Below are 22210 nucleotides of genomic sequence, written 5' to 3' on the forward strand. Positions count from 1 at the left end.
CCTGGATGAGGTGGGAGCGCTCCCACCTGACATGAAGCCATTGTTGTCATTGACGCGTCAAGGGGTGGGAAGTACGGCTGCGATGCTGTTCGTTCAGAGCCCCGACCGAGGAGCCACCCATGCCCGAGCCCTCCGTCCTTGCCGCGCTGGTGTCCGCTCTGCGAGGTGGATCGATCGAAGTCGTCGACCTCACCTCACCGCTGTCGTCGTCGACACCCGTGATCCAACTGCCGCCCGAGTTCGGGCAAACGGCCGTCTTCGAACTGGAGGAGATCAGCAGGTACGACGACCGGGGCCCCGCCTGGTACTGGAACAACTTCCGCAGCGGCGAGCACACCGGCACTCACTTCGACGCCCCGAACCACTGGGTCACGGGCAAGGACCTCGCCGACGTCGCCTCGGTCCCGGCCCACCGGCTCATCGCCCCCGCGGCCGTACTGGACTTCACCGAAGAGGTCGCCAAGAATCCCGACTTCCTGGTCGAGATCGATCACGTCAACGCGTGGGAAGCCGAGAACGGCCCCTTGCCCGAAGGCGGTTGGCTGTTGCTGCGCACGGGCTGGGACGCGCGCTCGCATACGCAGGAGGCGTTCCTCAACGCCGACGAGAACGGCCCGCACACCCCCGGCCTGTCGGTGGAGTGCGCCCGCTGGGTCGCCGAGGAGGCGCCGGTGATCGGCCTCGGCGTGGAGACGGTGGGTACGGATGCGGGGCGCGCCTTCTCGTTCGACCCCGCCTTTCCCTGCCACTCCTACCTCATGGGCGGCGACAAGTACGGCCTGACCCAGCTGCGGAATCTCGCCTCGCTGCCGCCGACGGGCTCCGTCGTGATCGCGGGACCGCTGCCCATCGTCACGGGATCCGGGGCTCCCGCACGGGTCCTCGCCCTGGTGGAGCGCTCATGAACGTCGCGGAAGCGGTCGGCCGGGCGCTGTGCGCGGCCGGGGTCGACCAGGTCTTCGGGGTGGTCGGATCGGGCAACTTCCACGTGACGAACGCGATGGTCGCCGCGGGGGCGCGGTTCGTCGCCGCACGCCATGAGGGCGGCGCGGCGACGATGGCCGACGCGTACGCCCGGACCAGCGGCACCGTCGCGGTGGTGAGCGTGCATCAGGGGCCGGGACTGACGAACGCGATGACCGGAATCGCGGAGGCGGCCAAGAGCCGTACGCCGCTCGTCGTGCTCGCGGCCGAGGTGACCGAGCCAAGGTCCAACTTCCATGTCGACCAAGAGGCGTTGGCGCGCGCGGTGGGCGCGGCCACGGTTCGGGTCACGTCGGCGGAGGAAGCGGTCGAGCAGGCGTGCGCGGCGGTCGGGCTGGCGGTGCGGGAGCGGCGTACCGCCCTGCTCAACCTCCCCCTGCCGGTGCAGGGCCTGGAGGTGCCCGAAGGCGCTCTGGCGCGGGCGGCGCCACCGCCGCAACGGGTCCCGGTGAAGCCGCACGCGGCCGACGTGACGGCCTTGGCCGAACTGCTCGACCGGTCCCGACGGCCGGTCTTCGTGGCCGGCCGGGGCGCGCGGGGACCCGGCAGCCGGGAGGCCCTGGAGAAGCTCGCCGAGCACTACGGCGCACTGCCGGCGACCTCGGCCGTCGCCCGCGGGCTCTTCCACGGCAACCCCTGGTCGCTGGACGTCTCCGGCGGTTTCGCCTCACCCTTGGCCGCCGAGCTGATCCGAGGCGCGGACCTGCTCGTCGGCTGGGGCTGCGCCCTCAACATGTGGACGATGCGGCACGGCCATCTGATCGGCGCCGACGCGACCGTCGTACAGGTCGACGACGAGCCGTCCGCACTCGGCGCGCACCGGCCGGTGCACCTCGGCATCACCGGCGACGTCCGACTCACCGCGCACGCGGTGATCGAGGCGGGCGTCGGCGGACAGCGGGAGGGCTACCGGACCCCGGAGGTCGGTGCGGCCCTCGCGGCACGTCTGCGCCGGCGTGACATGCCGCACGAGGACACGAGCACACGTGAGCGGATCGACCCGCGCACGCTGAGCGTCGCGCTCGACGACATCCTGCCCGCGGAGCGGGTGGTCGGTGTGGACTCCGGCAACTTCATGGGCTACCCGAGCGCGTACCTGTCGGTGCCGGACGAGAAGGGTTTCTGCTTCACACAGGCCTTCCAGTCGATAGGCCTGGGGCTGGCGACCACGATCGGAGCGGCGCTGGCACAGCCGGACCGGCTGCCCGTGGCCGCGCTCGGGGACGGCGGCGCGTTGATGAGTGCCGTGGAGCTGGACACCGTCCGCCGGCTCGGGCTGCCCATGGTGGTCGTCGTGTACGACGACGAGGCCTACGGCGCCGAGGTGCACCACTTCGGTCCCCACGGGCACCCGCTCGACACCGTCCGGTTCCCGCCGACGGACATCGCCGCCATCGGGCGGGGCTACGGCTTCGAGGCGGTGACCGTCCGGACACGGGCCGACCTGAAGGCCGTGGCCGACTGGGTCGCCGGCCCGCGATCCGCGCCGCTGCTCGTCGACGCCAAGGTGGTCGCCGAGCGCGGGTCCTGGTGGCTGGAAGAGGCGTTCCGCGGCCACTGAGCGCGCAAAGCGCCGACCCGCCTGTCGGCACCGCATTGCCGGCAGACGGGTCGGTGACGGCTGGGCGGGATCAGACCGCCGGAGCCGGGTAAGTGGGGTACTCCACCCCGGAGACGTGCTGGACGACACGGATGACCTGGCAGGAGTAGCCGAACTCGTTGTCGTACCAGAGGTAGAGGATCGCGTTGTCACCCTCGACCTTCAGGGCTCCGGCGTCCACGATCGAGGCGTGCCGCGAACCGATGAAGTCGCTGGAGACCGCGTCGGGCGCCGTGATGAAGTCGATCTGGCGCCGCAGCGGCGAGGTCAGCGACACGTCGCGCAGGTAGTCGAGGACCTCCTGGCGGTCGGTCTCCCGCGCGAGCTGGAGGTTGAGGATCGCGATCGAGACGTCCGGCACCGGGACGCGGATCGAGCTGCCGGTGATCCTCGCCTTGAGGTCGGGCAGCGCCTTGGCGACGGCCGAGGCGGCGCCGGTCTCGGTGATGACCATGTTGAGCGGCGCACTGCGGCCGCGGCGCTCGGACTTGTGGTAGTTGTCCAGCAGGTTCTGGTCGTTGGTGAACGAGTGGACGGTCTCCACGTGGCCGCGCAGCACGCCGTACTCGTCGTCCATCGCCTTCAGCGGCGGGACTATGGCGTTGGTGGTGCAGGAGGCGCAGGACAGGATCTGCTCGTCCGGCTTGACGGTGTCGTGGTTGACGCCGTGGACGATGTTCGGGACGTCGCCCTTGCCCGGCGCCGTCAGGACGACCTTGTCGATGCCGGGGCGCAGGTGGTTGGACAGGCCCTCGCGGTCGCGCCACTTGCCGGTGTTGTCGATGAGGATGGCGTTCTTGATGCCGTACGCCGTGTAGTCGACCTCGCTGGGGTCGTTGGCGTAGATCACCTTGATCGCGTTGCCGTTGGCGAAGATCGTGCTGCTCGCCTCGTCGACGGTGATCGTGCCCTGGAACTGGCCGTGGATGGAGTCACGGCGCAGCAGCGAGGCGCGCTTGACGATGTCCTGCTCGCCGCCGCGCACGACGATGGCGCGCAGCCGCAGGCCGTTGCCCGAGCCGGACTTCTCGATGAGCAGGCGGGCGACCAGGCGGCCGATGCGGCCGAAGCCGTAGAGGACGACGTCGCGTCCCTCGCCGCGTTCGATCTTGTTGGCACCGGTGGCACCGGCGACGGCCTCGGCGGTGAACGCCGCCACGGACAGACCGCGGTCGTCGGCCTTGTACGTCGCGGCCAGCATGCCGATGTCGATCTGGGACGGACCGAGGTCGAGCGTGGTCAGAGCCTGGAGGAAGGGCAGCGTCTCGGTGACCGAGAGCTCCTCACCGGCGATCTGCCGGGCGAACCGGTGCGTCTTCAGGATGCTGACCACCGACTTGTTCACCAAGGAGCGGCTGTGCAGCAGGACGGTGACGTCCCGCTCACGGTGCAGCTTCCCGATGATCGGGATCATCGACTCCGCGATCTCCTCGCGGTTCTTCCAGTTGGTGAACGAGTCGTCGTTGACAGTCACGGGCCTATCTTTCGAGCTAGGTGGCGCTCATATGCTAACCATGCGGTGCGACGGGCCTTCACAGGGGGGGCACACGTGGGGCGAGATGATCGATATTGAGGCTGTTTGTATGGGATGCGGATCCGGGGAGTGACGGGTGGAGCTGGAGCTGCGGCATCTGCGGGTGCTGTGCGCGATCGCCGACGCGGGGAGCGTGGGCCGGGCCGCGGCCGACCTCGGGTACTCGCAGCCCGCCGTGAGCACCCAACTCCGGCGCATCGAAGGGCACTTCGGTGAGCCGCTGTTCGAGCGCGGCCCGACGGGCGTGCGGCCGACTCCGTACGGCGTCGAGGTGGTCGCCCAAGCCCGTGACGTCCTGGCCCGCGCCGCCGCGATCGGGCGCCGTCCCGGCCCCGGGGCGCCGGCCCGTCGGACCCTGCGCGTGGCGGCGACGAACTCCCCGATGCTGGCGGGCATGGTGTCCGGGGTCCGCGCCCGGCTTCCGGAGGTCTCGCTCGCGGTGAGCAGTGTGTACGCCTCCTCGCGCATCGTCGAGCTTCTGGAGGAGAGTGCGGCGGACGTGGCCATCGCCGCGGACTACCCGGGAAAGGAGCTGGAGCACTCGGACGCGGTGGCCCACCGCGGGATCGTCACCGAGCCGAACTTCGTGGCCCTGCCCTCCCGGCATCCGCTCGCCCGGCGCCCTCAGATCGCCCTCGCCGATCTGGCCGAGGAGGCCTGGTTCCTGACGCCGGACGACGGGGCCGGCTGGCCCGGCGTCTTCCACACGGCCTGCGCGGCGGCCGGCTTCACGCCGAAGGCGGTGCACGAATTCCTGGGCGACCGGCTGCAGTTGCAGGGGATGATCGGTGACGGGCTCGGTGTGGCCGTGGTCCAGGCGACGACACGGCCGATCCCGCAGGTCGTCGTAAAGCCGCTGATCGGTACGCCGTTGTGGTGCCGCTATGTGCTGGCCTGGCGGCGTGACGCCGTCACCGAGCCGGCGGTCGACGCCCTGTTGCAGTCCGCCACCAGCGCCTACCGCGAACTCGTCGCACGCTCCCCCCACTTGCGCACATGGGCGGCGCGCACATGGAGCGTGACCAAGGCGTAGCCGACGCCGGAGGTTATGGCTCGACGGTGCCATGTGCTATGTCACACGCCATTGTTGGGGCAGGCCCGCGCTGGGACAGTGCCTCACACGCCTCAGCCTCCGTATCGAGGCGCATCACATTCCTGGAGGAACCCAGATGCGCTACCGCTTCGTGCTGCCCAGACGCATGGCCGGCGCCCTCGTCGTCTGCGCCACGCTCTCCGGTCTGCTGTCGACGCCCGCGCTCGCGGCACCGCCGGCCGACACCGGCCCCACCGCCGCCGTGACCTCGCCCCGGAAGGCGACGCAACCCCCACCGCCGACCGGCGCGCGGGCCGACACGGCCGTCCGTCCCGCCGTACACAGGAAGCCACTCACCCCGGACCGACTCCCGCCCCTGGCACCGACGTCCGCACCGACCCCTCCGCGTACGGACGCCGCTGCGAAGGCGGCCTCGTGCAGCCCGGACGACTTCGGCCGCAGGACCGGCGCCGAACTCGTCGCCTTCGTCAAGGCCTCGACCACGGACTGCGTCAACAGCCTCTTCGCGGTGACCGGTTCGGACGCCCGCGACATCTTCCGTGAGCCCCAGATGGTCACCGTCGCGCAGGCGTTCACGCGTACGGCGCGGACCTATCGCGGCGACAACTCGGCCCGCGTGTGGCAGCTCGTCCTGTTCCTGCGTGCCGGCTACTACGTGCAGTTCAACCACCCGGACGACGTCGGCCCGTACGGCACATCCCTGGCCCGCAACACCACCAGCGGCCTGGACACCTTCTTCGCGCGCCCCCACTCCAGGGACGTCACCGCGGCCAACGGCGACGTCCTGGGCGAGGTCGTCATCCTCACCGACAGCGCCGACCAGCAGGCCCGCTATCTGAAGACCTACCGGCGCATGCTGAACGCATACGACAGCTCCTACGACGCCATCCGCAGCATGCTGGCCGCCGTCAACGCCGTCTACACCCCGCTCTGGCGCGGCAATTGGAACCCGGACTACGTGAGCGCCGTCGCCGCCGACCCGTCCATTGTCCGGACCCTCCGCAGGTTCGCGCTCGACCACCTCGACCTGCTCGACACCGACCGGGCGTACCTGGCGTCCAACGCCGGGATGAACCTGGCTCGTTACGTCGAACACCCGGTGCTGCGACCCACGGTGCGCCCCCTGGCCAGGGAACTGCTGGGCGCCTCGCGGATCACCGGCCCCACAGCCGGACTGTGGGTGGCGGTAGCCACCCAGGCCGAGTACTACGACGGCCCCAACTGCTCCTACTACGGCGTCTGTGACCTCGCCGGCCAACTGACGAGAGCGGCCCTGCCGATCGCCCACTCCTGCGACGCCACGCACACCATCCGGGCCCAGGCACTCACGTCGGCCGATCTCGCCGCGGCCTGCGCCAGTGTGCTGGGGCAGGACCGGTACTTCCACGCTCTCGTGCGGGACGACGGCCCCATACCCGGGCAGTACCTTTCGACCCTCGACCTCGTCGTCTTCGCCAGCAGCGCCGACTACCGGACCTACGCCGGGGCGATCTTCGGGATCAGTACGGACAACGGCGGCATGACCCTGATCGGAGACCCGGCCGACCCTGCCAACGAACCCTTCGCCGTCATGTACCAGAAGAGCCGGGACGACGGGCACGCGGCCAGGATCTGGAACCTCAACCACGAGTACACGCACTACCTGGACGCCCGGTACAACATGAAGGGCGACTTCGCCGAGCAGACGTCGGTGCCGGACGTGTGGTGGATCGAGGGCCTGGCCGAGTACGTCTCCTACGGCTACCGCGGGATCACCGACGAGCAGGCGGTCGCGGAGGCGGGCAAGCACACGTACCGGCTGAGCACGCTGTTCCAGAACACCTACGCCAACAGCGACGTGACCCGCACCTACCCGTGGGGCTACCTCGCGGTCCGCTACATGTTCGAGCGTCACCCGGGCGACATCCACCGCATGCTGGCCCGCTTCCGGGTGGGGGACTACGCCGGCGGTCACGCCGTCTACGCCACCGACATCGGCACCCGCTACGACGCCGACTTCGACCAGTGGCTGACGGAGTGCGCCGCCGGCGCCTGCAACACCCCCGCAGCCGTCAGCCGAGATCGGTCCGAGGTATCTGCACGCTGATCAGCTCCCCGGAGCGCGGGTCGACGGCCAGGCCCCGCCCGGGGCGGCAGTTGCGCAGCTGAGCGCGGGTCAGCCGGACGCCCAGGACGTCACCCTCCATCAGGCTCTGGGGGTCCAGCAACACACCCTTGCGCTGCCGTTTGAGGGCGCTCAGCCAGCCCCTCGCACCCGCCATGGTGTCGCCCGTGGCCGCGGCGGCCACGCCGATGCCACGCTCCCTGCCGGACCCGACCAGCGCCCGAAGGCCCTGGTCGATGTCCGGCAGGGTCAGCAGGTCGGCGTCATCGACGAGGACCACGCGCGGCCCATTGCCGCCCGCGTCGCGGCGGGCCTGATGACATCGGGCTCGCGATCACGCTCAGCTCCGGGCTGCACTTCGCGGACGGGTACTTCCTGGAAGGCAGCTGATCGTGGTGATGCCGCCGACCACCGGACACCCCCGGCGGCGCGGGCGCCATGCCGACGACGTTCCCCCTCAACCACGGCGAACCGTTCGGCTTCGAGCCGCTGCCCACCACCCCGCCGATCCCCGCGTCCCCCACCGACGGTCGCAGCCGCGCCTTCTAGGAGCCAGCGTGCCCGAACACACCTTCATCCTCACCGGAGAGCCCGTCACCGTGGACACCGAGGACGACGTACGGCTGCGGAGTATTTGAAGTGCCGCGTGGCCGAAGGAGTCACCCGTCGCGGAGGATCCCCAGCAGGTGGTCGCGGACCAGGGCGACATGCGGGTTGCCGGACGCGCCCGGCCGCTCGACGAGGAAGCTGGTGTTGATGGGCGGGTCGTCCGGGTCGTGCAGCAGGATCAGCGCGCCCGAGGCCAGCTCGGCCGCGCACAGGTAACGGGGGAGCACGCTGAACCCCGTACCGCCCGCGACGGCGGCCTTCACCGCGTTCAGGTCGGGCATGGTGACCGCCGGGTGGCGCACCAGGCGCTTGCCGAAGACATGACGCCAGTAGCGGCGCACGATAGGCACGTCCTCGGCGTACGCCACCAGCGGCACGCCGTGCAGCGCGGCGGGCCCGTCGGCCGCGATCCGCGCCGAGCCGATGCGCTCCGCCCAGGCGGGGGCCGTGACCAGCACGAACTCCTCGTCCAGCAGAGCCACCGAAGCCAGGGCGCGGCCGCGCGGCCGGTAGGTCGAGATCACCAGGTCGTAGCGGCCCGACCGCAGCTCCTCCAGGAGCGGGTCGGTCAGGCCGGGGGTGATGCGCAGCCGTACGCCCCTGTCGACCAGCGGCGCGAGGGCCGGCATGACGCGGTGGGTGAGCAGTTCGGCCGGACCGGCGAGATGCACCGGCTCCGGTTGGTGGACGTCGGGGGAGCCGCCCTGCCCGGTGACGCCGGCGAGGGCGTCCAGCGGCTCGACGACCCGGGCGGCGAGCTCGTCCGCGTAGGGCGCCGGACTGACGCCGCGCGCCAGACGCTGGAACAGCTCCCGGTCCAGCTGCCGCTCCAGCGAACGGATCTGCGTGGTGACCGTCGGCTGGGACAGACCCAGCAGACGGGCGGCGGCGGTGAAGGAGCCGGTGCGGTACACGGCCAGGAACGTGCGCAACAGGTTCAGGTCCACTTGCGCCGCACCGCCGGGCTGGACGCTCTCCCCCTCTCCATTGGAATCCTTATGTCTCATATGCATGAGCCTATTGGATTCCAATGGCAGGACACACGTACGGTCGAGGCAACGACCTACTGGACCCTCTCGAAAAGAGCACCCCATGTCGAAGATCCTCTTCGTGATGACCGGCGCCGACCACTGGACGCTGGCCGACGGCACCAAGCACCCCACCGGCTTCTGGGCCGAGGAGGCGGCAGCCCCGTACGAGGCGTTCAAGGCCGCCGGCCACGAGGTCGTCGTGGCCACGCCGGGCGGCGTCGTACCGCCCGTCGACCAGGGCAGCCTCGCGGCCGAGGCCAACGGCGGACAGGAGAACGCCGACCGGATCGCCGCCGTGCTCGCCGCGATGACGGAGCTGCGGTCGCCGATCCGGCTGGAGGACGTGAACCTCGACGACTACGCCGCCGTGTTCTACCCCGGCGGTCACGGCCCGATGGAGGACCTGGCGGTCGACGCCGACTCCGGCAGGCTGCTGACCCGCGCCCTGGAATCCGGCAAGCCGCTCGGCGTCGTCTGCCACGCCCCGGCCGCACTGCTCGCCGCCGAGGCCGACGGCGCCAACGCCTTCGCCGGCTACCGGGTGGCCGCGTTCACCAACGCCGAGGAGACCCAGGCCGGCCTCGCCGACCAGGCCAAGTGGCTGCTGCAGGACCGGCTCACCGAGGCCGGCGTGCAGGTCCAGGTGGGCGAGCCGTGGGTCCCGAACGTGGTCGTCGACCGCAACCTGGTCACCGGCCAGAACCCCGCCTCCTCCGCCCCGCTCGCCGCCGAACTGCTGAAGAAGCTGGGCTGAGCGCGGGCACCCACCGGCTCGGCCGCTGATCGGCGTCCGTCTTCCCCGGCGGGGGGAGCGGTGCGACGATTCCGGGATGATCACATCGCCGGACCAACGTGACGACCGCACTCCGGGCCGAAAGCTCCAGGTGGAGACCCACGGCCTCGACGTGATCGCGGACGCCGAACGCAAGGGCACGCCGCGGACCCTGTTCTGGCCCTGGTTCGGCGCCAACGTGTCCATCCTCAGCCTGAGTTACGGTGCCTTCGCGCTCGGCTTCGGGATCTCCTTCTGGCAGGCGCTGTTCGCCGGAGTCGTCGGCATCGTCTTCTCGTTCCTGCTGTGCGGGTTCGTCGCCGTCGCCGGAAAGCGCGGCTCCGCGCCGACGATGGTGCTCGGCCGCGCCGCGTACGGTGTGCGCGGCAACCGGCTGCCGTCGGTGATCTCCTGGGTCCTCACCGTCGGCTGGGAGACCGTGCTGTGTGCGCTGGCCACCATGGCCACCGCGACCGTGTTCGGCCGGCTCGGCTGGGGCGGCGGCACCGGGACCAAGGTGATCGCCCTCGTCCTGGTCGGGGCGTTGACCGTCGTCGTCGGCGTCATGGGCTTCGACCTGATCATGCGGCTGCAGACCGTGATCACCGTGGTCACGGGCGTGCTCACCGTCGTCTACGTCGCCCTCGTCGCCGACCACATCCACTGGTCCACCGTCAGCGCCCGGCCGGCGGGCTCCGCCCAGGAGTTCATCGGCGCGCTCGTCTTCATGATGACCGGCTTCGGCCTCGGCTGGGTCAACGCGGCTGCCGACTACTCCCGTTATCTGCCGCGCACCGCGTCGAGCCGGGGCGTGATCGGCTGGACCACTTTCGGCGCTTCGCTGGCCCCCCTCGTCCTGCTGGTCTTCGGCCTCCTGCTGGCCGGCTCCTCCGGCGGACTCAGCGCCGCCGTCGCCGCGGACCCCATCGGCGCGCTGACGACCATCCTGCCGACCTGGTTCCTGGTCCCGTTCGCCGTCGTCGCCGTCCTCGGCCTCGTCGGCGGCGCGGTCCTCGACATCTACTCGTCCGGCCTGGCCCTGCTCTCGGCGGGCCTGCGCGTGCCCCGCTATCTGGCCGCGCTGGTCGACGGCGTCCTGATGATCGTGGGCTCGATCTACATCGTGTTCGTCGCCGACGACTTCCTCGGTCCGTTCATGGGCTTCCTCACCACCCTCGGCGTCCCCATCGCCGCCTGGTGCGGCATCATGCTCGCCGACCTGACCCTGCGCCGCCGCGACTACGACGAGCCCGACCTCTACCGCCCGACCGGCCGCTACGGCGCCGTACCGCTGACCCCCCTGCTCCTGACGCTCACGGCGACCGGCCTCGGCTGGGGCCTGGTCACCAACTCGACGGCGAACTGGCTGGACTGGCAGGGCTATCTGCTCGGCCCGCTGGGCCTCGGCGGCAGGTCCGGCGCCTGGGCGTACGCCAACCTCGGCGTCCTGGCGGCCCTCGCGCTCGGCTTCCTCGGCACGCTGGTGCTGCGACGCGGACACGTCCGCGACCAGGAGGCGCGGACACCGAGCCCGGCGTCGGACGAGGAGGCGACCGTATGACCACCGGATGGCTCGCCGTCATCGACATGCAGCGCGTCTTCGCCGACGCCGACAGCCCCTGGGCCTCCCCGCGCTTCGCAGAAGCGGCGGCAGGCGTACGGCGCCTGCTGCCGGCCTTCGGGGACCGGGTCACGTTCACCCGTTTCGTGGCACCCGGCGAACCGGAAGGGGCCTGGCGGGCGTACTACGAGCAGCACCCCTTCGCCCTGCAACCTCCGGACGCCCGACTGTGGCAGCTGACGGACGAGTTCGTGGAGCAGGCACAGCACGTGCTGGACGCCACCACCTTCGGCAAATGGACCCCGGAGCTGGCCCGCCGCGCCGCCCCGGCGGGCCGCCTGGTCCTGGCCGGTGTCAGTACCGACTGCTGCGTCCTGTCGACGGCGCTGGCGGCCGCCGACGCGGGCGTCGAGGTGCTGGTCGTCGCCGACGCCTGCGCGGGCGCGGACGACGACTCGCACGCCAAGGCGTTGCAGGTGCTGGACCTGTACCGGCCGTTGATCCGGGTGACCACGGTCGCCGAGCTGCTGGAGGGGACGCCATGAGCCACCGGCGTCGCCTGGCCCTCCTCGGCGGAGGTTTCTCCACCGACGAGGACGGCCTGTTGGACGACTGGGTGCTGGGACATGCGCGGACGCCTCGCCCCAAGGTCTGCTTCCTGCCCACGGCCAGCGGTGACGCGCCCGCGTACATCGACAGGTTCCTCGCCGCTTTCCGCGACCGGCCGGACTGCGAGCCCTCCGTCCTGCGGCTGTTCGAGAGGGAGCTCGACGACGACGCGCTGCGTGGGTTCTTGCTCGCTCAGGACGTCGTCCATGTGGGCGGCGGCAACACCGCGAACCTCCTCGCCGTGTGGCGCGCGCACGGCGTGGACCGCCTGCTGCGCGAGGCCTACGACCAGGGAACCCTGCTCTGCGGTATCAGTGCGGGCGCCAACTGCTGGGCCGAGAGCTCGCTCACCGACTCCTTCGGCCCGCTCACGGTCCTGCCGGACGGCCTGGGCCTGCTGCCGGGTTCGGTGTGCCCGCACTACGACAGCGAACCCGGGCGCCGCCCCTTCTACCGGTCGGCCGTGGCGACGGGCGCCCTGCCCGCAGGATGGGCCCTTGATGACGGCACCGGCGCCCTCTTCACGGACGGTCGGCTCACGGAGGCAGTCTCCCGGGCTCCGGGCACGTCCGTGTACCGGGTGACGGGCGGGGGCGGTGAAGCCGACGAGCGAGCGCTTGCGTGCCGGGTCCTCACGGCTCGGCAATCACGGCTCAGAGGTCTCGGATTCGAGTGACTTCCGGGTCGCCGTGCCGTAGACGCCGGACTCGTCGCCGAAGATGACGCGGGTGAGCTGGTAGGCGCGCACGGCGCTCTCGACCTCGCGGTCGTAGTCGCCGTCGATGTCTCCGCCGTAGTGGCCGGTCCGGCGCAGGCGGAGCTGGAGTTCGGTGACCTCCGCTCCCTGGTCGCCGAGCCGGAGGACCGGGGGCTGCCCTTTCGCGTCACTCGGTTCGGGGGCGGCGCCGGTGGTGGCGCCCGCGCTGGAGGGGGCCGCGGTCGGGACGGGGGAGGAGCCGGTCGCCGGGGCGGAGGCGTTGCTCGGGGTCGCGCTCGGCGATGAGCTAGGGCGCCGGGACGGCGATGCGGAGGCCGTGCCGGCGGACGGCCCCTCGGGGGAGGTGCCGTGCTCGGCGGAGCCGTCCGGGACGGGCGCCCGTACGTCGTCGGACACGGATCTGTCCCGCGAAGGACTGTCGTACAGGAACAGTCCGCCCAGGAAGGCGCCTGTCAGCAGGACGGCCAGGGTGGCGCCCGCCCCGGTGATGAGGAGCGTGCGACGCCTGCTCCGGGGGCCTTCCTGGGCGCCGGCCGGATCGGGGAGTGGCGCTCCGCCGGGCGCCGCCGCTGTCCCGGCGGGGGACGTGGGGATGCCGTCCCTGTCCGCCAAGTCCCTTGGCTCCTGCGGGAGTTCGGCCCCGACGGGCCCTGCTGCCCCGGTGTCGTCGCCGAGCTCGACGAACGGTCGTATCCGTACCGGATCGAAGTCCTCCGCGGCCGCCGCCTCCGCCGTGCGCGCGTTGCGACGGGCCTCGGAGGCACGCCGGGCGCAGGAGCAGGCCGGAGTTCCGTCCGATGCCCGGGGCGCACCGCACAACGGGCAGACGGGGCCGTTCGGTTCACTCACGCAAGGGTCCCTCTCCGTGCAGGATCCAGAGTTTAGGCATATGTTCCGCACATAATCTCCATGGCCCCGGAGTTGGGTGGAACCGAGGTCTCCGGACCGTCCGGAACAAGCCGCGGGAGCCCGGCGCTCACGCCGACCGGCGCGGTGGCGTGTCCGCGGTCGGCCGGTCGAGATGGGCCGTGAACCAGTCGCGGGCCAGTTCGGCGACGGTGGTGAGGGTGCCGGGTTCCTCGAAGAGGTGCGTGGCGCCCGGGACCACGGCGATCCGGTGCTCGCAGTGCATCCGGTCGGCGGCAAGGCGGTTGAGGCTGAGCACCTGGGTGTCGCGGCTGCCGACGATGAGCAGGGTCGGTGCCCGAAGCCGGGCCAACGCCGCCGGAGTCGCCAGGTCGGGGCGGCCGCCGCGGGAGACGACCGAGCGGATCTCGGAGCCGGACAGCGCCGCCGCCTCCAGCGCGGCGGCGGCTCCGGTGCTGGCCCCGAAGTAGGCGACGGGCAGGCCGGATTCACGGCGCAGCCACACGGACGCGGCGTGCAGGCGCCGGGCGAGCAGGAGGATGTCGAAGACGTTGTGCCGGTCGTGCGCCTCGTCGTCGGTGAGCAGGTCGAGCAGCAGGGTGGCCAGGCCCGCCCGGTTGAGGGCGGTGGCGACGTACCGGTTGCGCGGGCTGTGCCGCCCACTGCCACTGCCGTGCGCGAACGCCACGGCGGCCGGCGCCCCCTCCGGCACGACCAGACGGGCACCCAGCTGCGCTCCGGCGGCCGGGATCAGCACCTCACGATTCCAGGGGGCGGCCGCGGCGGCGGAGCGGGGCACGGACCGGGCGGCCTCGGCGAGCAGAGACGTGACCTCGGTGTCCGAGACCTGGTCGAAGTCCCGGTACCAGGCACCCACCGAGCCGAGCACCCGGTGCGTCTGCGGGCAGACGACGTCGTCGGCCACCTCCCGCAGCCGGGCGACGCTGTGGTCGGGACCGACCGGCACCGCGAGCACGACCCGGGCCGCGCCCTGACCTCGTACGACCCGACAGGCCGCCTCGGCCGTGGCCCCGGTGGCGAGCCCGTCGTCCACCACGACGGCCGTACGGCCGTCGACCGGCAGCGCATCCCGCCCCTGGCGGTAACTCCGCACACGCCGCTCCAGCTCGGCCCGCTCGGCCGCCTCGACGGCCTCCTGCGCGGCGGCATCCAGCCCGGCCTCGCCGATCACATCCCGGTTGAGGACACGGACCCCGTGCTCACCGATCGCCCCGAAACCCCACTCCGGCTGCCCGGGCACGCCCAGCTTGCGCACCACCAGCACATCCAGCGGGGCGCCCAGCCGCCGGGCCACCTCGGCCGCCACGGGCACCCCGCCCCGCGGCAGCCCCAGCACCACCACATCCTGGCCGCGCAGCTCCTGAAGCCCCTCGGCCAGCAGCCGGCCGGCCGCCCTGCGGTCGTCGTATCGCATCGCCGCCTCCCGCGCCCACGAGGGCGGGAGCCTGTCCCTACCTCTTCAGGCTACGACTGTTCGCCCGGGTCCCGGCACTTGGCGATATCCGGTCGGTACCGGCACGGCGGTTGCCGTGTTCAATCACTCGTATCGCGTCACGCATCACGGCACGAACGGACGGCCCCACACGTCAGGAGGCATCGTGATCGCCGCTCCCGAGCCCGGTCTGACCGAACGCGACCTCGTCGAACGCGCCGTGAACCTGCGGCCCGTGCTGCTCGAACGCCAGCCGGAGACCGAACGGCTGACGCACTACCCCAAGGACACCCACGACGACTTCCTGCGGGCCGGCTTCTACCGGATCCTCCAGCCGCGCCGGTACGGCGGCTACGAGTTCGGACTCCCGACCTTCTACCGCGTGGTCACCGAGATCGCCCGCGGCTGCCCCTCCACCGGCTGGGCCCTGTCCCTCACCGCCGCCCATGTCCTCCAGGTCGCCTCAGTCTTCGAGGAGAGGGCCCAGGACGAGATCTTCGGCGCCGACGGCGACTTCCGGGCCGCGTCCACCGTCGCGCCCATCGGTGTCGCCGAGCCCGACGGCGACGGCCATGTCGTCCTCGACGGCACCTGGCCGTACTCCTCGGGCGCCCCCTACTCCACCCACTACGTCGGCCAGACCCTGCGCGCCCCCGACCGCCCCGGCGCCCCGCCCGGACCGCCGGTGCTGTTCGTCGCCCCGCGTTCGGTGTGGACGGTGCTCGACGACTGGCACGGTGTCCTGGGCCTGCGCGGCAGCGGCTCCAACAGTATCCACATGGAACAGGCCCGCATCCCCGCGTACCTCACCTGCGAGGCGAGCCTGCTCGACCTGCCCGTCGAGGGCGGCAGCGTCGGCTCCGAGCTGCACGGCAACCCCATGTACGCCGGGCGGGCGCCCAGCTTCTTCCACGGCGAACTGGCCGCCATCATGATCGGCACCGCGTACGCCGCCGCCGACGAGTACGCCTGTGCCGTCGCCGACCGCCCCCTCGTCCTCGAACCCGAGCGCACCCGGGCCGAGCTCCACGACTATCAGCGGCACCTCGGAGAAGCGCTCGGCGTGATCCACACGGCCGAGGCGGCACTGCAGCGCACCGCCGAGGCATGGATGGAGACCTGCCAACGCAACGCCACCGGCGACGCCCCCTTCACCACTGCCGAGGACAACCGCCTCGCGCTCATGTTCCTGAACGCCGGCCGCATGACCTGGGACGTCCTGCAGGGCACCCTCTTCCGCACGGCCGGTTCCCGGTACGCGCGCGACGGAGAGCGGATGCAGCGCTACTTCCGGGACGCGGCCACGTACTGGACCCACGTCGGCCCCAGCATGGCCGAGCCGCTCGCCCGCCGGGTCGGCTGCGATCGCCTGGGGCTCACGTCCGACCACATTCCGTTGATCCCCTGAGAGGAGATCTCCCTGGGCGACAGGTGTCCTGACCCCCCGGCCGATTCCCTGGTCAGCCATAGGAATGCTCCGGTCCGGATCGGGTACGCGAGCAGGACCGCCCGACCGCCGCTACCAGGGGATCTGCCATGGAAACACCCGCGAACGACAACACCGCCACACCGGCCCGGCGGGCGCTGGACGCGCTGGCCGACAACACCGAGGACAGGGCGGCGATGGACACGCTCGCGAGCAGCGACGTCCTCGTCCCCGTCCCGGACGACGCCGAGCAGGACGCCACCGACCCCAGCGCCGTGGCGCTGCCGGTCATCGAGAGGGCGGGCGGCGAACCGGTCGTCCCCGTGTTCACCTCCGAGCCCGCGATGGCCGAGCTGCTGCCCTTCGTCTCCCGCTACCGCCTGGTACCGCTGGGCGCACTCGCCTCGCAGTGGCCGGCCGACGACCTGGCCCTGACGATAGACGCCGGCTCCCCACACCCTCTGACGCTGACGTCGGAGGGCGTACGGACCCTGCTGGCGCGGCCGTAGCGCCGGACGACGACGCCAAGGGGATGAGCGGCACAGAAGCCGCTCATCCCCTTCGTCATGGCGCAGGGAAGATCCCGTTCGTCATGGCGCAGGGAAGATCCCGCCGCCCGGCGTCAGTCGCCCAGCATCCGGGCCAGTACGTCACGCTGCACCGGCAGGACCTGGGCGTGCAGGTCGCGGCCCTTGCTGGTCAGCGCGACGAACACGCCGCGCCGGTCCTCCGCGCAGACGGAACGTTCGACGAGGCCGTCCTTCTCCAGTCGGCCGATGAGCCGGGACAGCGCGCTCTGGCTGAGATGGACCCGCCCGACGAGGTTCTGCACCCGGCACTGGTCGCCCTCCTCGGGCGTCGCCGACGCGAGCATGTCGAGCACCTCGAAGTCGCTCGCGCCCAGGCCGTGCGGGTGCAGCGCGCGGTCGATCTCGCACATGGTGCGCGCATGCACCGACAGGATGTCCCGCCACCGTTCCTCGAGCCCTGCGTCGGCCGTCTTCGCTGCCATACCGGCACGGTAGCACCGAACCAGCCATTCGTTGACTGTGCAATTAGTGCACGCGCAAGGGGGGGCGGTCTCGGCCGAGGGCGGGCTCTCAGCCGGTCGGGTCCTGGAGCAGCCCGACGAGATTGCCGTCCGCGTCCTTCACGGAGGCGATCAGCCTGCCGCCGCCGACGTCGTGGACGTCCTGGAGCGTCTCGGCGCCCGCTTCCAGCAGGGCCGCGAGGGTCGTCCGGATGTCGTCGACGTGCCAGTAGGGGACCGGGCCGGTCATGCCCTTCGCGTGCCCGTTGGGGTCGAGGCCGACGTCCTGTCCGGCGTCCTTGAAACCGACGTAGTAGGGCTCGTCCGCATAGGGTTCCGTGCCCAGCAGGGCCTTGAACAGGGCCTTCGTCCCGGCGAGGTCCTTGACGGGGTAGATGATCGTGTTGACTCCGGCGGTCATGGCGTCCTCCTGACGTGACGTGTGCGCCGACGGTTTTCGGCGGTGGTTTCACGCTAGGGCGGGGGAGTGGTGGGCGGCTTCTCGATTCCTGACCGGTCGCACGGCGAGGGGCGCCCACGGCCGGATCGCCGTGTGGCGCGCCCTCGCGGCCCGCTCATGTCGTTACGTCGACTCCCGTTTCACCAGCTCCGTCGGCAGGATCACCGCCGCCGGGTCCTCACCGCCGATCTGCGCGAGCAGCAACCGCACCATCTCGGCGCTGATGCGGTCGTAGGGCTGGCGCACCGTGGTGAGGGTGGGGGTGGCCTCTGTCGCCGCGACGGAGTCGTCGAAGCCGCCCACGGACACGTCCTCGGGCACCCGGCGGCCCGCCCGGTTCAGCGCCGTCAGGGCGCCCTGCGCCATCAGGTCGGAGGCCACGAACAAGGCGTCCATGTCCGGGGCCTGCGCGAGCAGCCGCTCGGTGCCCGCCTCGCCACTGGCCCGGCTGTAGTCGCCGGAGACGATGAGCCGCTCGTCGACCTCGACGCCCGCCTCGGTGAGCACCTCCTTGTAGCCGGCGAGGCGGTCGACACCGCCCGGGGTGTCCAGCGGACCGCTCACCACGCCGATCCGGCGGCGGCCCAGCGACAGCAGGTGGCGCACCATGTCACGGGCGCCGTCCCGGTCGTCCGCCGCCACGTAACTCACCTTGGAGCCGAGCCCCATGGGCTTGCCGCACTGGACGAGGGGCACCCCCGCCGCGCGCAGTTCGTCGGCCACCGGGTCCCCGGAGTGGCTGGACACCAGCAGCACCCCGTCGACATGACCCGCTGTGATGTACCGCGTGATGCGCCGCCGTTCGTCCGGCGTGCCCGCCAGCATCAGCAGCAGCGGGATGTCGTGCGCCGCGAGCGCCTGCGTGCAGCCGCTGAGCAGGACGTTGAAGTTGGGGTCCTCGAAGAACCTCTCCTGCGGCTCGGTCAGCAGAAAGCCGATCGAGTCCGAACGCCCAGTGATCAGCGAGCGCGCATGCCGGTTGACGACGTAACCCGTCTTGCGGATGGCCGCGTTGACCGCCTCCTGGGCGGTCGGGCTGACGTAGTGCCCGCCGTTGAGCACCCGCGAAACCGTGCCCCGTGAGACTCCGGCCTCACGCGCCACGTCGTGGATCGTCGGCGGCTTGCGTCGGCCCCCCGTGTTGCTCATGGTCATGACTTTACGGCTCCGGAGAGCAGATCCAGGCTCCAGAACCGCTGCACGACCAGGAAGAGCGCGATCAGCGGGATCACCGCGAGGAACGCGCCGGTGATCACCAGCGTGTACAGCGCGGGCGTGTTGGCGCCCTGTTCGAGGAGCGTCTGCAGACCGACCGTGATCGGGAACCGCTCGTCGTCGCTGAGCATGATGTACGGCAGCAGGAAGTTGTTCCAGATCGCCACGAACTGGAACAGGAAGACCGTCACCATGCCGGGCACCATCATCGGCAGCGCGACCCGCGTGAAGATCCGCCACTCGCTCGCCCCGTCCATGCGCCCGGCCTCGACCACGTCGGCCGGGACGGCCGCGGCTGCGTAGATCCTCGCGAGGTAGACGCCGTACGGCGAGAGGATCTGCGGGAGCAGCACCGACAGGTAGGAGTCCGTCAGGTCGACCTTCGCCAGCAGCAGGTACTGCGGGATGGCGAGGATGACCGGCGGCATCAGCACGCCTGCCAGCAGCACGTTGAACATCGCCTCGCGGCCGCGGAAGCGGTAGATCGCCAGCGCGTAGCCGCTGAACGCCGACACACACGTCGACAGCAGGGCGCCGAGAACGGCGTACAGAGCGGAATTGCCCATCCACTGCCAGTACACGCCGTCCCGGTAGGCGCTCAGATCCGAGAAGTTGTCGGCGAAGCCCGTGCCCGGCAGGAAGGTGAACGTGGAGAACAGCTCACTGCCGGACTTCGTCGCCGCGATCACCACCCAGGCCACGGGCAGCAAGCAGTAGATCGCGCCGAGCAGCAGCGTGATCGTGGGGACGAGCGCGATACGGCGGCGCAGTGGCGGACGGTCCTGGACCGCGCCGGGTGTGGTGCCGGCGGCCGGTCCCGTCTTGCTGACGGCAAGAGAACTCATCGTGCTGCCTCCTGCTTCTGACGACGGTTCGCGGCCCGCAGGAAGCTGAAGGACAGCAGCAGCGTGGCCAGGGCAATGATCGTGGCCTGCGCGGCCGCCGCGTGGATGTCGCCCTTGCCGAAGGCGTCCTGGTACACCTTCATCAGCGGACTCCAGGTCGTGGACACGGAGTTGGTGAGCGGCTTGAGGGTGGTCGGCTCGGTGAACACCTGGAGCGTGGCGATGATCGAGAAGAAGAAGGTCAGCACCAGCGAGGACGCCACCATCGGGATCTTGATCTTCAGCGCGATCTGCAGCGGGGTGGCGCCGTCCAGCTTGGCCGCCTCGTACACCTCGGCCGGGATGGCCTGCAGCGAGGTGTAGATGACGATCATGTTGAAGCCGGTGCCGCCCCAGACCGCGATGTTGGAGAGGGCGAGGTACAGCGGGCCGCCGTCCAGCAGGTCGGGCTGCGGCATCCCCAGCTTCTCGAGCACGTAGTAGAAGGGGCTGACGTCCGGCAGGTACAGAAAGCCCCACAGCAGCGCGGCCACGACGCCGGGGATGGCGTACGGCAGGAAGATCGCGAGCCGGGTGAAGGGTGCGAGCCGCACCTTGTCGGAGTCGAGCATCAGCGCGAACAGCAGGGCGAGGCCCAGCATCACCGGCACCACGATGCAGCCGTAGCCGAACACGCGCAGCGCGCCGTCGGCCAGCTCGCTGTCGGTGAGGGCGTCGGTGTAGTTCTCCAGGCCGGCCCAGACCTCCTTGCGGGCGCCGGCACCGAGGCCGAGCCCGGAGACCTTCACCTTGCGGAAGCTGAGCCAGATCGCATAGCCGATGGGCAGCGCGAAGAAGAGCAGGAAGAGGATCGTCGCGGGGAGGAGGAAGGCGTACGGGGCCCCCTTCACCCCGTACGCCTTCCGGTTTGTGCTGGTCACTCGGAGACCTCGAAGCCCTGCTTCTTGAGGTCGGCGACCGTGTCGTCCTGCATGGTCTTCAGGGCGGCGGCGAAGTCCGACTTGTTCTTGGCGGCCTTGCCGAAGGCGTCCTTGAAGGTCGTGTAGGCGACGTTCACGTTCGGGCCCCAGGCCGACGGCGCCGTCGTCTCGGCGATCTCGGCGGCCTTCGTGTAGAAGTCGGGCTGGTTGGAGAAGTAGTCCGGCGGCGTGGTGAAGGCGCCGCTGAGCTGGGCCGAGGTGGAGGCCGGGTAGATGCCGCTCTCCTTGGCCAGCGCGTTGAGGGCGTCGCCGTCGGTGTTCAGCCAGGCGGCGAACTTCGCGGCGGCCGCCTTGTGCTGGGAGTCGGTGGTGACGGCGGTGGAGGAGCCGCCCCAGCTGCCGGTGACGTCATCCGACTGCGACCACTGGGGGAGCGGGGCCATGGCCCACTTGCCCTTGGTGTCGGGCGCGGCCGTGGTCAGGGTGCCCGGCGCCCACACGGCGCTGACCCAGGCGATCTGCTTGCCGGTGTTGAGCGCCTTGTTCCAGGCCGGCGTGTACATGGGCTGGTTGTCGATGGCGCCCTCCTTGACGAGGTCGCCCCAGAACTTGGCGACCTTCTGGGAGGCGGCGTCGTCGATACCGACGTTCCACTTGTCGCCGGAGGTCGTCCACCACTTGGCGCCGGCCTGCTGGGCCAGGCCCGCGAAGAGGCCGGAGTCGTTGGCGGAGAAGGTGGTGAGGTCCGTGTCGGGGGACTTCTTCTTCAGCGCGCGGGCGGTCTCGGCGAACTGCTCCCAGGTGGTCGGGACCGTCAGGCCGTACTTCTTGAAGAGGTCCTGGCGGTAGTAGAACATCATCGGCCCGATGTCCTGCGGCACCGCGTAGGCCGCGTCCGTGCCCAGCGTGGTCTGCTGCCACACGCCTTCGGCGAACTTGTCCTTCGCGTCGCCGACCTCGCTCGCGATGTCCGCGACCGCGTCATTGCTGACCAGCGTCGGCAGTGCCTGGTACTCGGCCTGGACCAGGTCCGGGGCCTTGCCCGCCTTGTGCGCGGTGAGGATCTTGGTGACCAGCGTGTCGCCGGACGCCTGCTTCTTCACCGTGACCGTGATCCGGTCCTTCTTGCCCGGGCCCTTGTTCCACAGGTCGACGACCTTGTCCATGCCGGGCGTCCAGGTCCAGTACGTCAGCGAGACGGGGCCCGACTCGGCCTCGCTGTCGGAGTCGGACGAGCCGCAAGCGGCGAGTGCGGTGGCACCGAGGGCGACGGCGACGGTGGTGGCTGCACCTCTGAAAAAGAGCCGCCTGCGCTTCGTGATGGGCATGGATCTCTCCCCTGACCTGGGGCCCCCGCCTGCTGCGGGGGCCTGCCATGCTTCTGTGAGCGTTCACAGTAGAGAAACATCCCGGACACT

General features: G+C 71.0%; 21 protein-coding genes and 1 pseudogene. 11 read left to right on the top strand and 11 right to left on the bottom strand.

Annotation, left to right across the window (positions count from 1 at the left end; all coding sequences use genetic code 11):
• The first annotated feature begins 119 nt into the window (after positions 1-119).
• Both ACTMVF_RS34675 and ACTMVF_RS34680 read left to right on the top strand, forming a co-directional pair.
• Positions 120-905, top strand: coding sequence for a cyclase family protein (locus ACTMVF_RS34675; RefSeq protein ID WP_441275010.1), 786 nt, complete (start codon positions 120-122; stop codon positions 903-905).
• The gene (locus ACTMVF_RS34680; protein WP_441275011.1) at positions 902-2545 is read left to right on the top strand and encodes a thiamine pyrophosphate-binding protein; all 1644 of its coding nucleotides are present in this window, start codon (positions 902-904) and stop codon (positions 2543-2545) included. The genes ACTMVF_RS34675 and ACTMVF_RS34680 overlap by 4 nt, the downstream gene beginning before the upstream one ends.
• A gap of 70 nt (positions 2546-2615) precedes the next feature.
• Here ACTMVF_RS34680 and ACTMVF_RS34685 read toward each other — a convergent pair whose 3' ends face one another.
• On the bottom strand, positions 2616-4058 hold the full coding sequence (locus ACTMVF_RS34685) for a glyceraldehyde-3-phosphate dehydrogenase (protein ID WP_441275012.1): 1443 nt from the start codon (positions 4056-4058) through the stop codon (positions 2616-2618).
• Between the two features lie 136 nt (positions 4059-4194).
• On the opposite strand from ACTMVF_RS34685, the gene ACTMVF_RS34690 reads away from it, so the two are divergent.
• Both ACTMVF_RS34690 and ACTMVF_RS34695 read left to right on the top strand, forming a co-directional pair.
• Positions 4195-5151 (top strand): LysR family transcriptional regulator, encoded by a 957-nt coding sequence (locus tag ACTMVF_RS34690; protein WP_441275013.1) that lies wholly within the window; start codon positions 4195-4197, stop codon positions 5149-5151.
• A gap of 136 nt (positions 5152-5287) precedes the next feature.
• Positions 5288-7258 carry a collagenase gene (locus ACTMVF_RS34695; RefSeq protein ID WP_441275014.1) on the top strand — a complete coding sequence of 657 codons (1971 nt, stop codon included), beginning with the start codon at positions 5288-5290 and terminating at the stop codon, positions 7256-7258.
• Here the strand turns inward: ACTMVF_RS34695 and ACTMVF_RS34700 are convergent.
• The gene (locus ACTMVF_RS34700) at positions 7224-7556 is read right to left on the bottom strand and encodes a hypothetical protein (RefSeq protein WP_441275015.1); all 333 of its coding nucleotides are present in this window, start codon (positions 7554-7556) and stop codon (positions 7224-7226) included. The two genes, ACTMVF_RS34695 and ACTMVF_RS34700, sit on opposite strands and share 35 nt — an antisense overlap.
• Before the next feature lie 44 nt (positions 7557-7600).
• Between ACTMVF_RS34700 and ACTMVF_RS34705 the strand changes: the two are divergent.
• Positions 7601-7825, top strand: a pseudogene (locus ACTMVF_RS34705) (hypothetical protein); the annotation flags it as partial.
• 110 nt (positions 7826-7935) lie between these two features.
• Here ACTMVF_RS34705 and ACTMVF_RS34710 read toward each other — a convergent pair.
• Positions 7936-8892, bottom strand: coding sequence for a LysR family transcriptional regulator (locus ACTMVF_RS34710; RefSeq protein ID WP_441275016.1), 957 nt, complete (start codon positions 8890-8892; stop codon positions 7936-7938).
• An 85-nt stretch (positions 8893-8977) separates the two neighbouring features.
• Here ACTMVF_RS34710 and ACTMVF_RS34715 point away from each other — a divergent pair, with 85 nt between their 5' ends.
• The 4 genes from ACTMVF_RS34715 to ACTMVF_RS34730 all read left to right on the top strand — a co-directional run bounded on the left by ACTMVF_RS34715 (position 8978) and on the right by ACTMVF_RS34730 (position 12534).
• Positions 8978-9670 (top strand): type 1 glutamine amidotransferase domain-containing protein, encoded by a 693-nt coding sequence (locus ACTMVF_RS34715; RefSeq protein WP_441275017.1) that lies wholly within the window; start codon positions 8978-8980, stop codon positions 9668-9670.
• Between the two features lie 76 nt (positions 9671-9746).
• Positions 9747-11249, top strand: a complete 1503-nt coding sequence (locus ACTMVF_RS34720; RefSeq protein ID WP_441275018.1) for a purine-cytosine permease family protein — start codon at positions 9747-9749, stop codon at positions 11247-11249.
• Positions 11246-11794, top strand: a complete 549-nt coding sequence (locus ACTMVF_RS34725; protein ID WP_441275019.1) for a cysteine hydrolase family protein — start codon at positions 11246-11248, stop codon at positions 11792-11794. The genes ACTMVF_RS34720 and ACTMVF_RS34725 overlap by 4 nt, the downstream gene beginning before the upstream one ends.
• A complete protein-coding gene (locus tag ACTMVF_RS34730) occupies positions 11791-12534 on the top strand; it encodes a Type 1 glutamine amidotransferase-like domain-containing protein (RefSeq protein WP_441275020.1) in 744 nt (247 codons plus the stop codon). Before ACTMVF_RS34725 ends, ACTMVF_RS34730 begins: the two co-directional genes overlap by 4 nt.
• Here the strand turns inward: ACTMVF_RS34730 and ACTMVF_RS34735 are convergent.
• Positions 12505-13425 (bottom strand): peptidoglycan-binding domain-containing protein, encoded by a 921-nt coding sequence (locus tag ACTMVF_RS34735; protein ID WP_441275021.1) that lies wholly within the window; start codon positions 13423-13425, stop codon positions 12505-12507. The genes ACTMVF_RS34730 and ACTMVF_RS34735 overlap by 30 nt on opposite strands.
• Positions 13426-13552: 127 nt before the next feature.
• Positions 13553-14878: a phosphoribosyltransferase family protein gene (locus tag ACTMVF_RS34740; protein WP_441275022.1), complete on the bottom strand. Its 1326-nt coding sequence runs from the start codon at positions 14876-14878 to the stop codon at positions 13553-13555.
• Between the two features lie 184 nt (positions 14879-15062).
• On the opposite strand from ACTMVF_RS34740, the gene ACTMVF_RS34745 reads away from it, so the two are divergent.
• Both ACTMVF_RS34745 and ACTMVF_RS34750 read left to right on the top strand, forming a co-directional pair.
• Positions 15063-16304 carry an acyl-CoA dehydrogenase family protein gene (locus ACTMVF_RS34745; protein ID WP_441275023.1) on the top strand — a complete coding sequence of 414 codons (1242 nt, stop codon included), beginning with the start codon at positions 15063-15065 and terminating at the stop codon, positions 16302-16304.
• A 128-nt stretch (positions 16305-16432) separates the two neighbouring features.
• Positions 16433-16831 carry an SseB family protein gene (locus ACTMVF_RS34750; RefSeq protein ID WP_403326643.1) on the top strand — a complete coding sequence of 133 codons (399 nt, stop codon included), beginning with the start codon at positions 16433-16435 and terminating at the stop codon, positions 16829-16831.
• A gap of 113 nt (positions 16832-16944) precedes the next feature.
• Here the strand turns inward: ACTMVF_RS34750 and ACTMVF_RS34755 are convergent, their stop codons facing one another.
• From ACTMVF_RS34755 to ACTMVF_RS34780, 6 genes are all read right to left on the bottom strand, one after another.
• A complete protein-coding gene (locus tag ACTMVF_RS34755; RefSeq protein ID WP_441275024.1) occupies positions 16945-17334 on the bottom strand; it encodes a MarR family winged helix-turn-helix transcriptional regulator in 390 nt (129 codons plus the stop codon).
• Between the two features lie 88 nt (positions 17335-17422).
• Positions 17423-17773 (bottom strand): VOC family protein, encoded by a 351-nt coding sequence (locus ACTMVF_RS34760; RefSeq protein ID WP_441275025.1) that lies wholly within the window; start codon positions 17771-17773, stop codon positions 17423-17425.
• A 162-nt stretch (positions 17774-17935) separates the two neighbouring features.
• Complete coding sequence (locus ACTMVF_RS34765) at positions 17936-18967, bottom strand: LacI family DNA-binding transcriptional regulator (RefSeq protein WP_441275026.1); 1032 nt, start codon at positions 18965-18967, stop codon at positions 17936-17938.
• Entirely contained in the window at positions 18964-19872 is a 909-nt protein-coding gene (locus ACTMVF_RS34770; RefSeq protein WP_441275027.1) for a carbohydrate ABC transporter permease, read from the bottom strand. The genes ACTMVF_RS34765 and ACTMVF_RS34770 overlap by 4 nt, the downstream gene beginning before the upstream one ends.
• Complete coding sequence (locus tag ACTMVF_RS34775) at positions 19869-20792, bottom strand: carbohydrate ABC transporter permease (RefSeq protein WP_441275028.1); 924 nt, start codon at positions 20790-20792, stop codon at positions 19869-19871. Before ACTMVF_RS34775 ends, ACTMVF_RS34770 begins: the two co-directional genes overlap by 4 nt.
• The gene (locus ACTMVF_RS34780; RefSeq protein ID WP_441275029.1) at positions 20789-22120 is read right to left on the bottom strand and encodes an ABC transporter substrate-binding protein; all 1332 of its coding nucleotides are present in this window, start codon (positions 22118-22120) and stop codon (positions 20789-20791) included. The genes ACTMVF_RS34775 and ACTMVF_RS34780 overlap by 4 nt, the downstream gene beginning before the upstream one ends.
• Between the last annotated feature and the right edge of the window lie 90 nt (positions 22121-22210).

Source organism: Streptomyces sp. SD31 (assembly GCF_052068475.1).
GTDB lineage: Bacteria > Actinomycetota > Actinomycetes > Streptomycetales > Streptomycetaceae > Streptomyces.

Excerpts from the sequence above, each read along its gene's own strand:
- ACTMVF_RS34770 (WP_441275027.1), bottom strand. The coding sequence starts at position 19,872 with ATGAGTTCTCTTGCCGTCAGCAAGACGGGACCGGCCGCCGGCACCACA.
- ACTMVF_RS34680 (WP_441275011.1), top strand. The coding sequence starts at position 902 with ATGAACGTCGCGGAAGCGGTCGGCCGGGCGCTGTGCGCGGCCGGGGTC.
- ACTMVF_RS34750 (WP_403326643.1), top strand. The coding sequence starts at position 16,433 with ATGGAAACACCCGCGAACGACAACACCGCCACACCGGCCCGGCGGGCG.
- ACTMVF_RS34755 (WP_441275024.1), bottom strand. The coding sequence starts at position 17,334 with ATGGCAGCGAAGACGGCCGACGCAGGGCTCGAGGAACGGTGGCGGGAC.
- ACTMVF_RS34720 (WP_441275018.1), top strand. The coding sequence starts at position 9,747 with ATGATCACATCGCCGGACCAACGTGACGACCGCACTCCGGGCCGAAAG.
- ACTMVF_RS34710 (WP_441275016.1), bottom strand. The coding sequence starts at position 8,892 with ATGAGACATAAGGATTCCAATGGAGAGGGGGAGAGCGTCCAGCCCGGC.
- ACTMVF_RS34780 (WP_441275029.1), bottom strand. The coding sequence starts at position 22,120 with ATGCCCATCACGAAGCGCAGGCGGCTCTTTTTCAGAGGTGCAGCCACC.
- ACTMVF_RS34730 (WP_441275020.1), top strand. The coding sequence starts at position 11,791 with ATGAGCCACCGGCGTCGCCTGGCCCTCCTCGGCGGAGGTTTCTCCACC.
- ACTMVF_RS34675 (WP_441275010.1), top strand. The coding sequence starts at position 120 with ATGCCCGAGCCCTCCGTCCTTGCCGCGCTGGTGTCCGCTCTGCGAGGT.
- ACTMVF_RS34740 (WP_441275022.1), bottom strand. The coding sequence starts at position 14,878 with ATGCGATACGACGACCGCAGGGCGGCCGGCCGGCTGCTGGCCGAGGGG.
- ACTMVF_RS34725 (WP_441275019.1), top strand. The coding sequence starts at position 11,246 with ATGACCACCGGATGGCTCGCCGTCATCGACATGCAGCGCGTCTTCGCC.
- ACTMVF_RS34695 (WP_441275014.1), top strand. The coding sequence starts at position 5,288 with ATGCGCTACCGCTTCGTGCTGCCCAGACGCATGGCCGGCGCCCTCGTC.
- ACTMVF_RS34765 (WP_441275026.1), bottom strand. The coding sequence starts at position 18,967 with ATGACCATGAGCAACACGGGGGGCCGACGCAAGCCGCCGACGATCCAC.
- ACTMVF_RS34760 (WP_441275025.1), bottom strand. The coding sequence starts at position 17,773 with ATGACCGCCGGAGTCAACACGATCATCTACCCCGTCAAGGACCTCGCC.
- ACTMVF_RS34715 (WP_441275017.1), top strand. The coding sequence starts at position 8,978 with ATGTCGAAGATCCTCTTCGTGATGACCGGCGCCGACCACTGGACGCTG.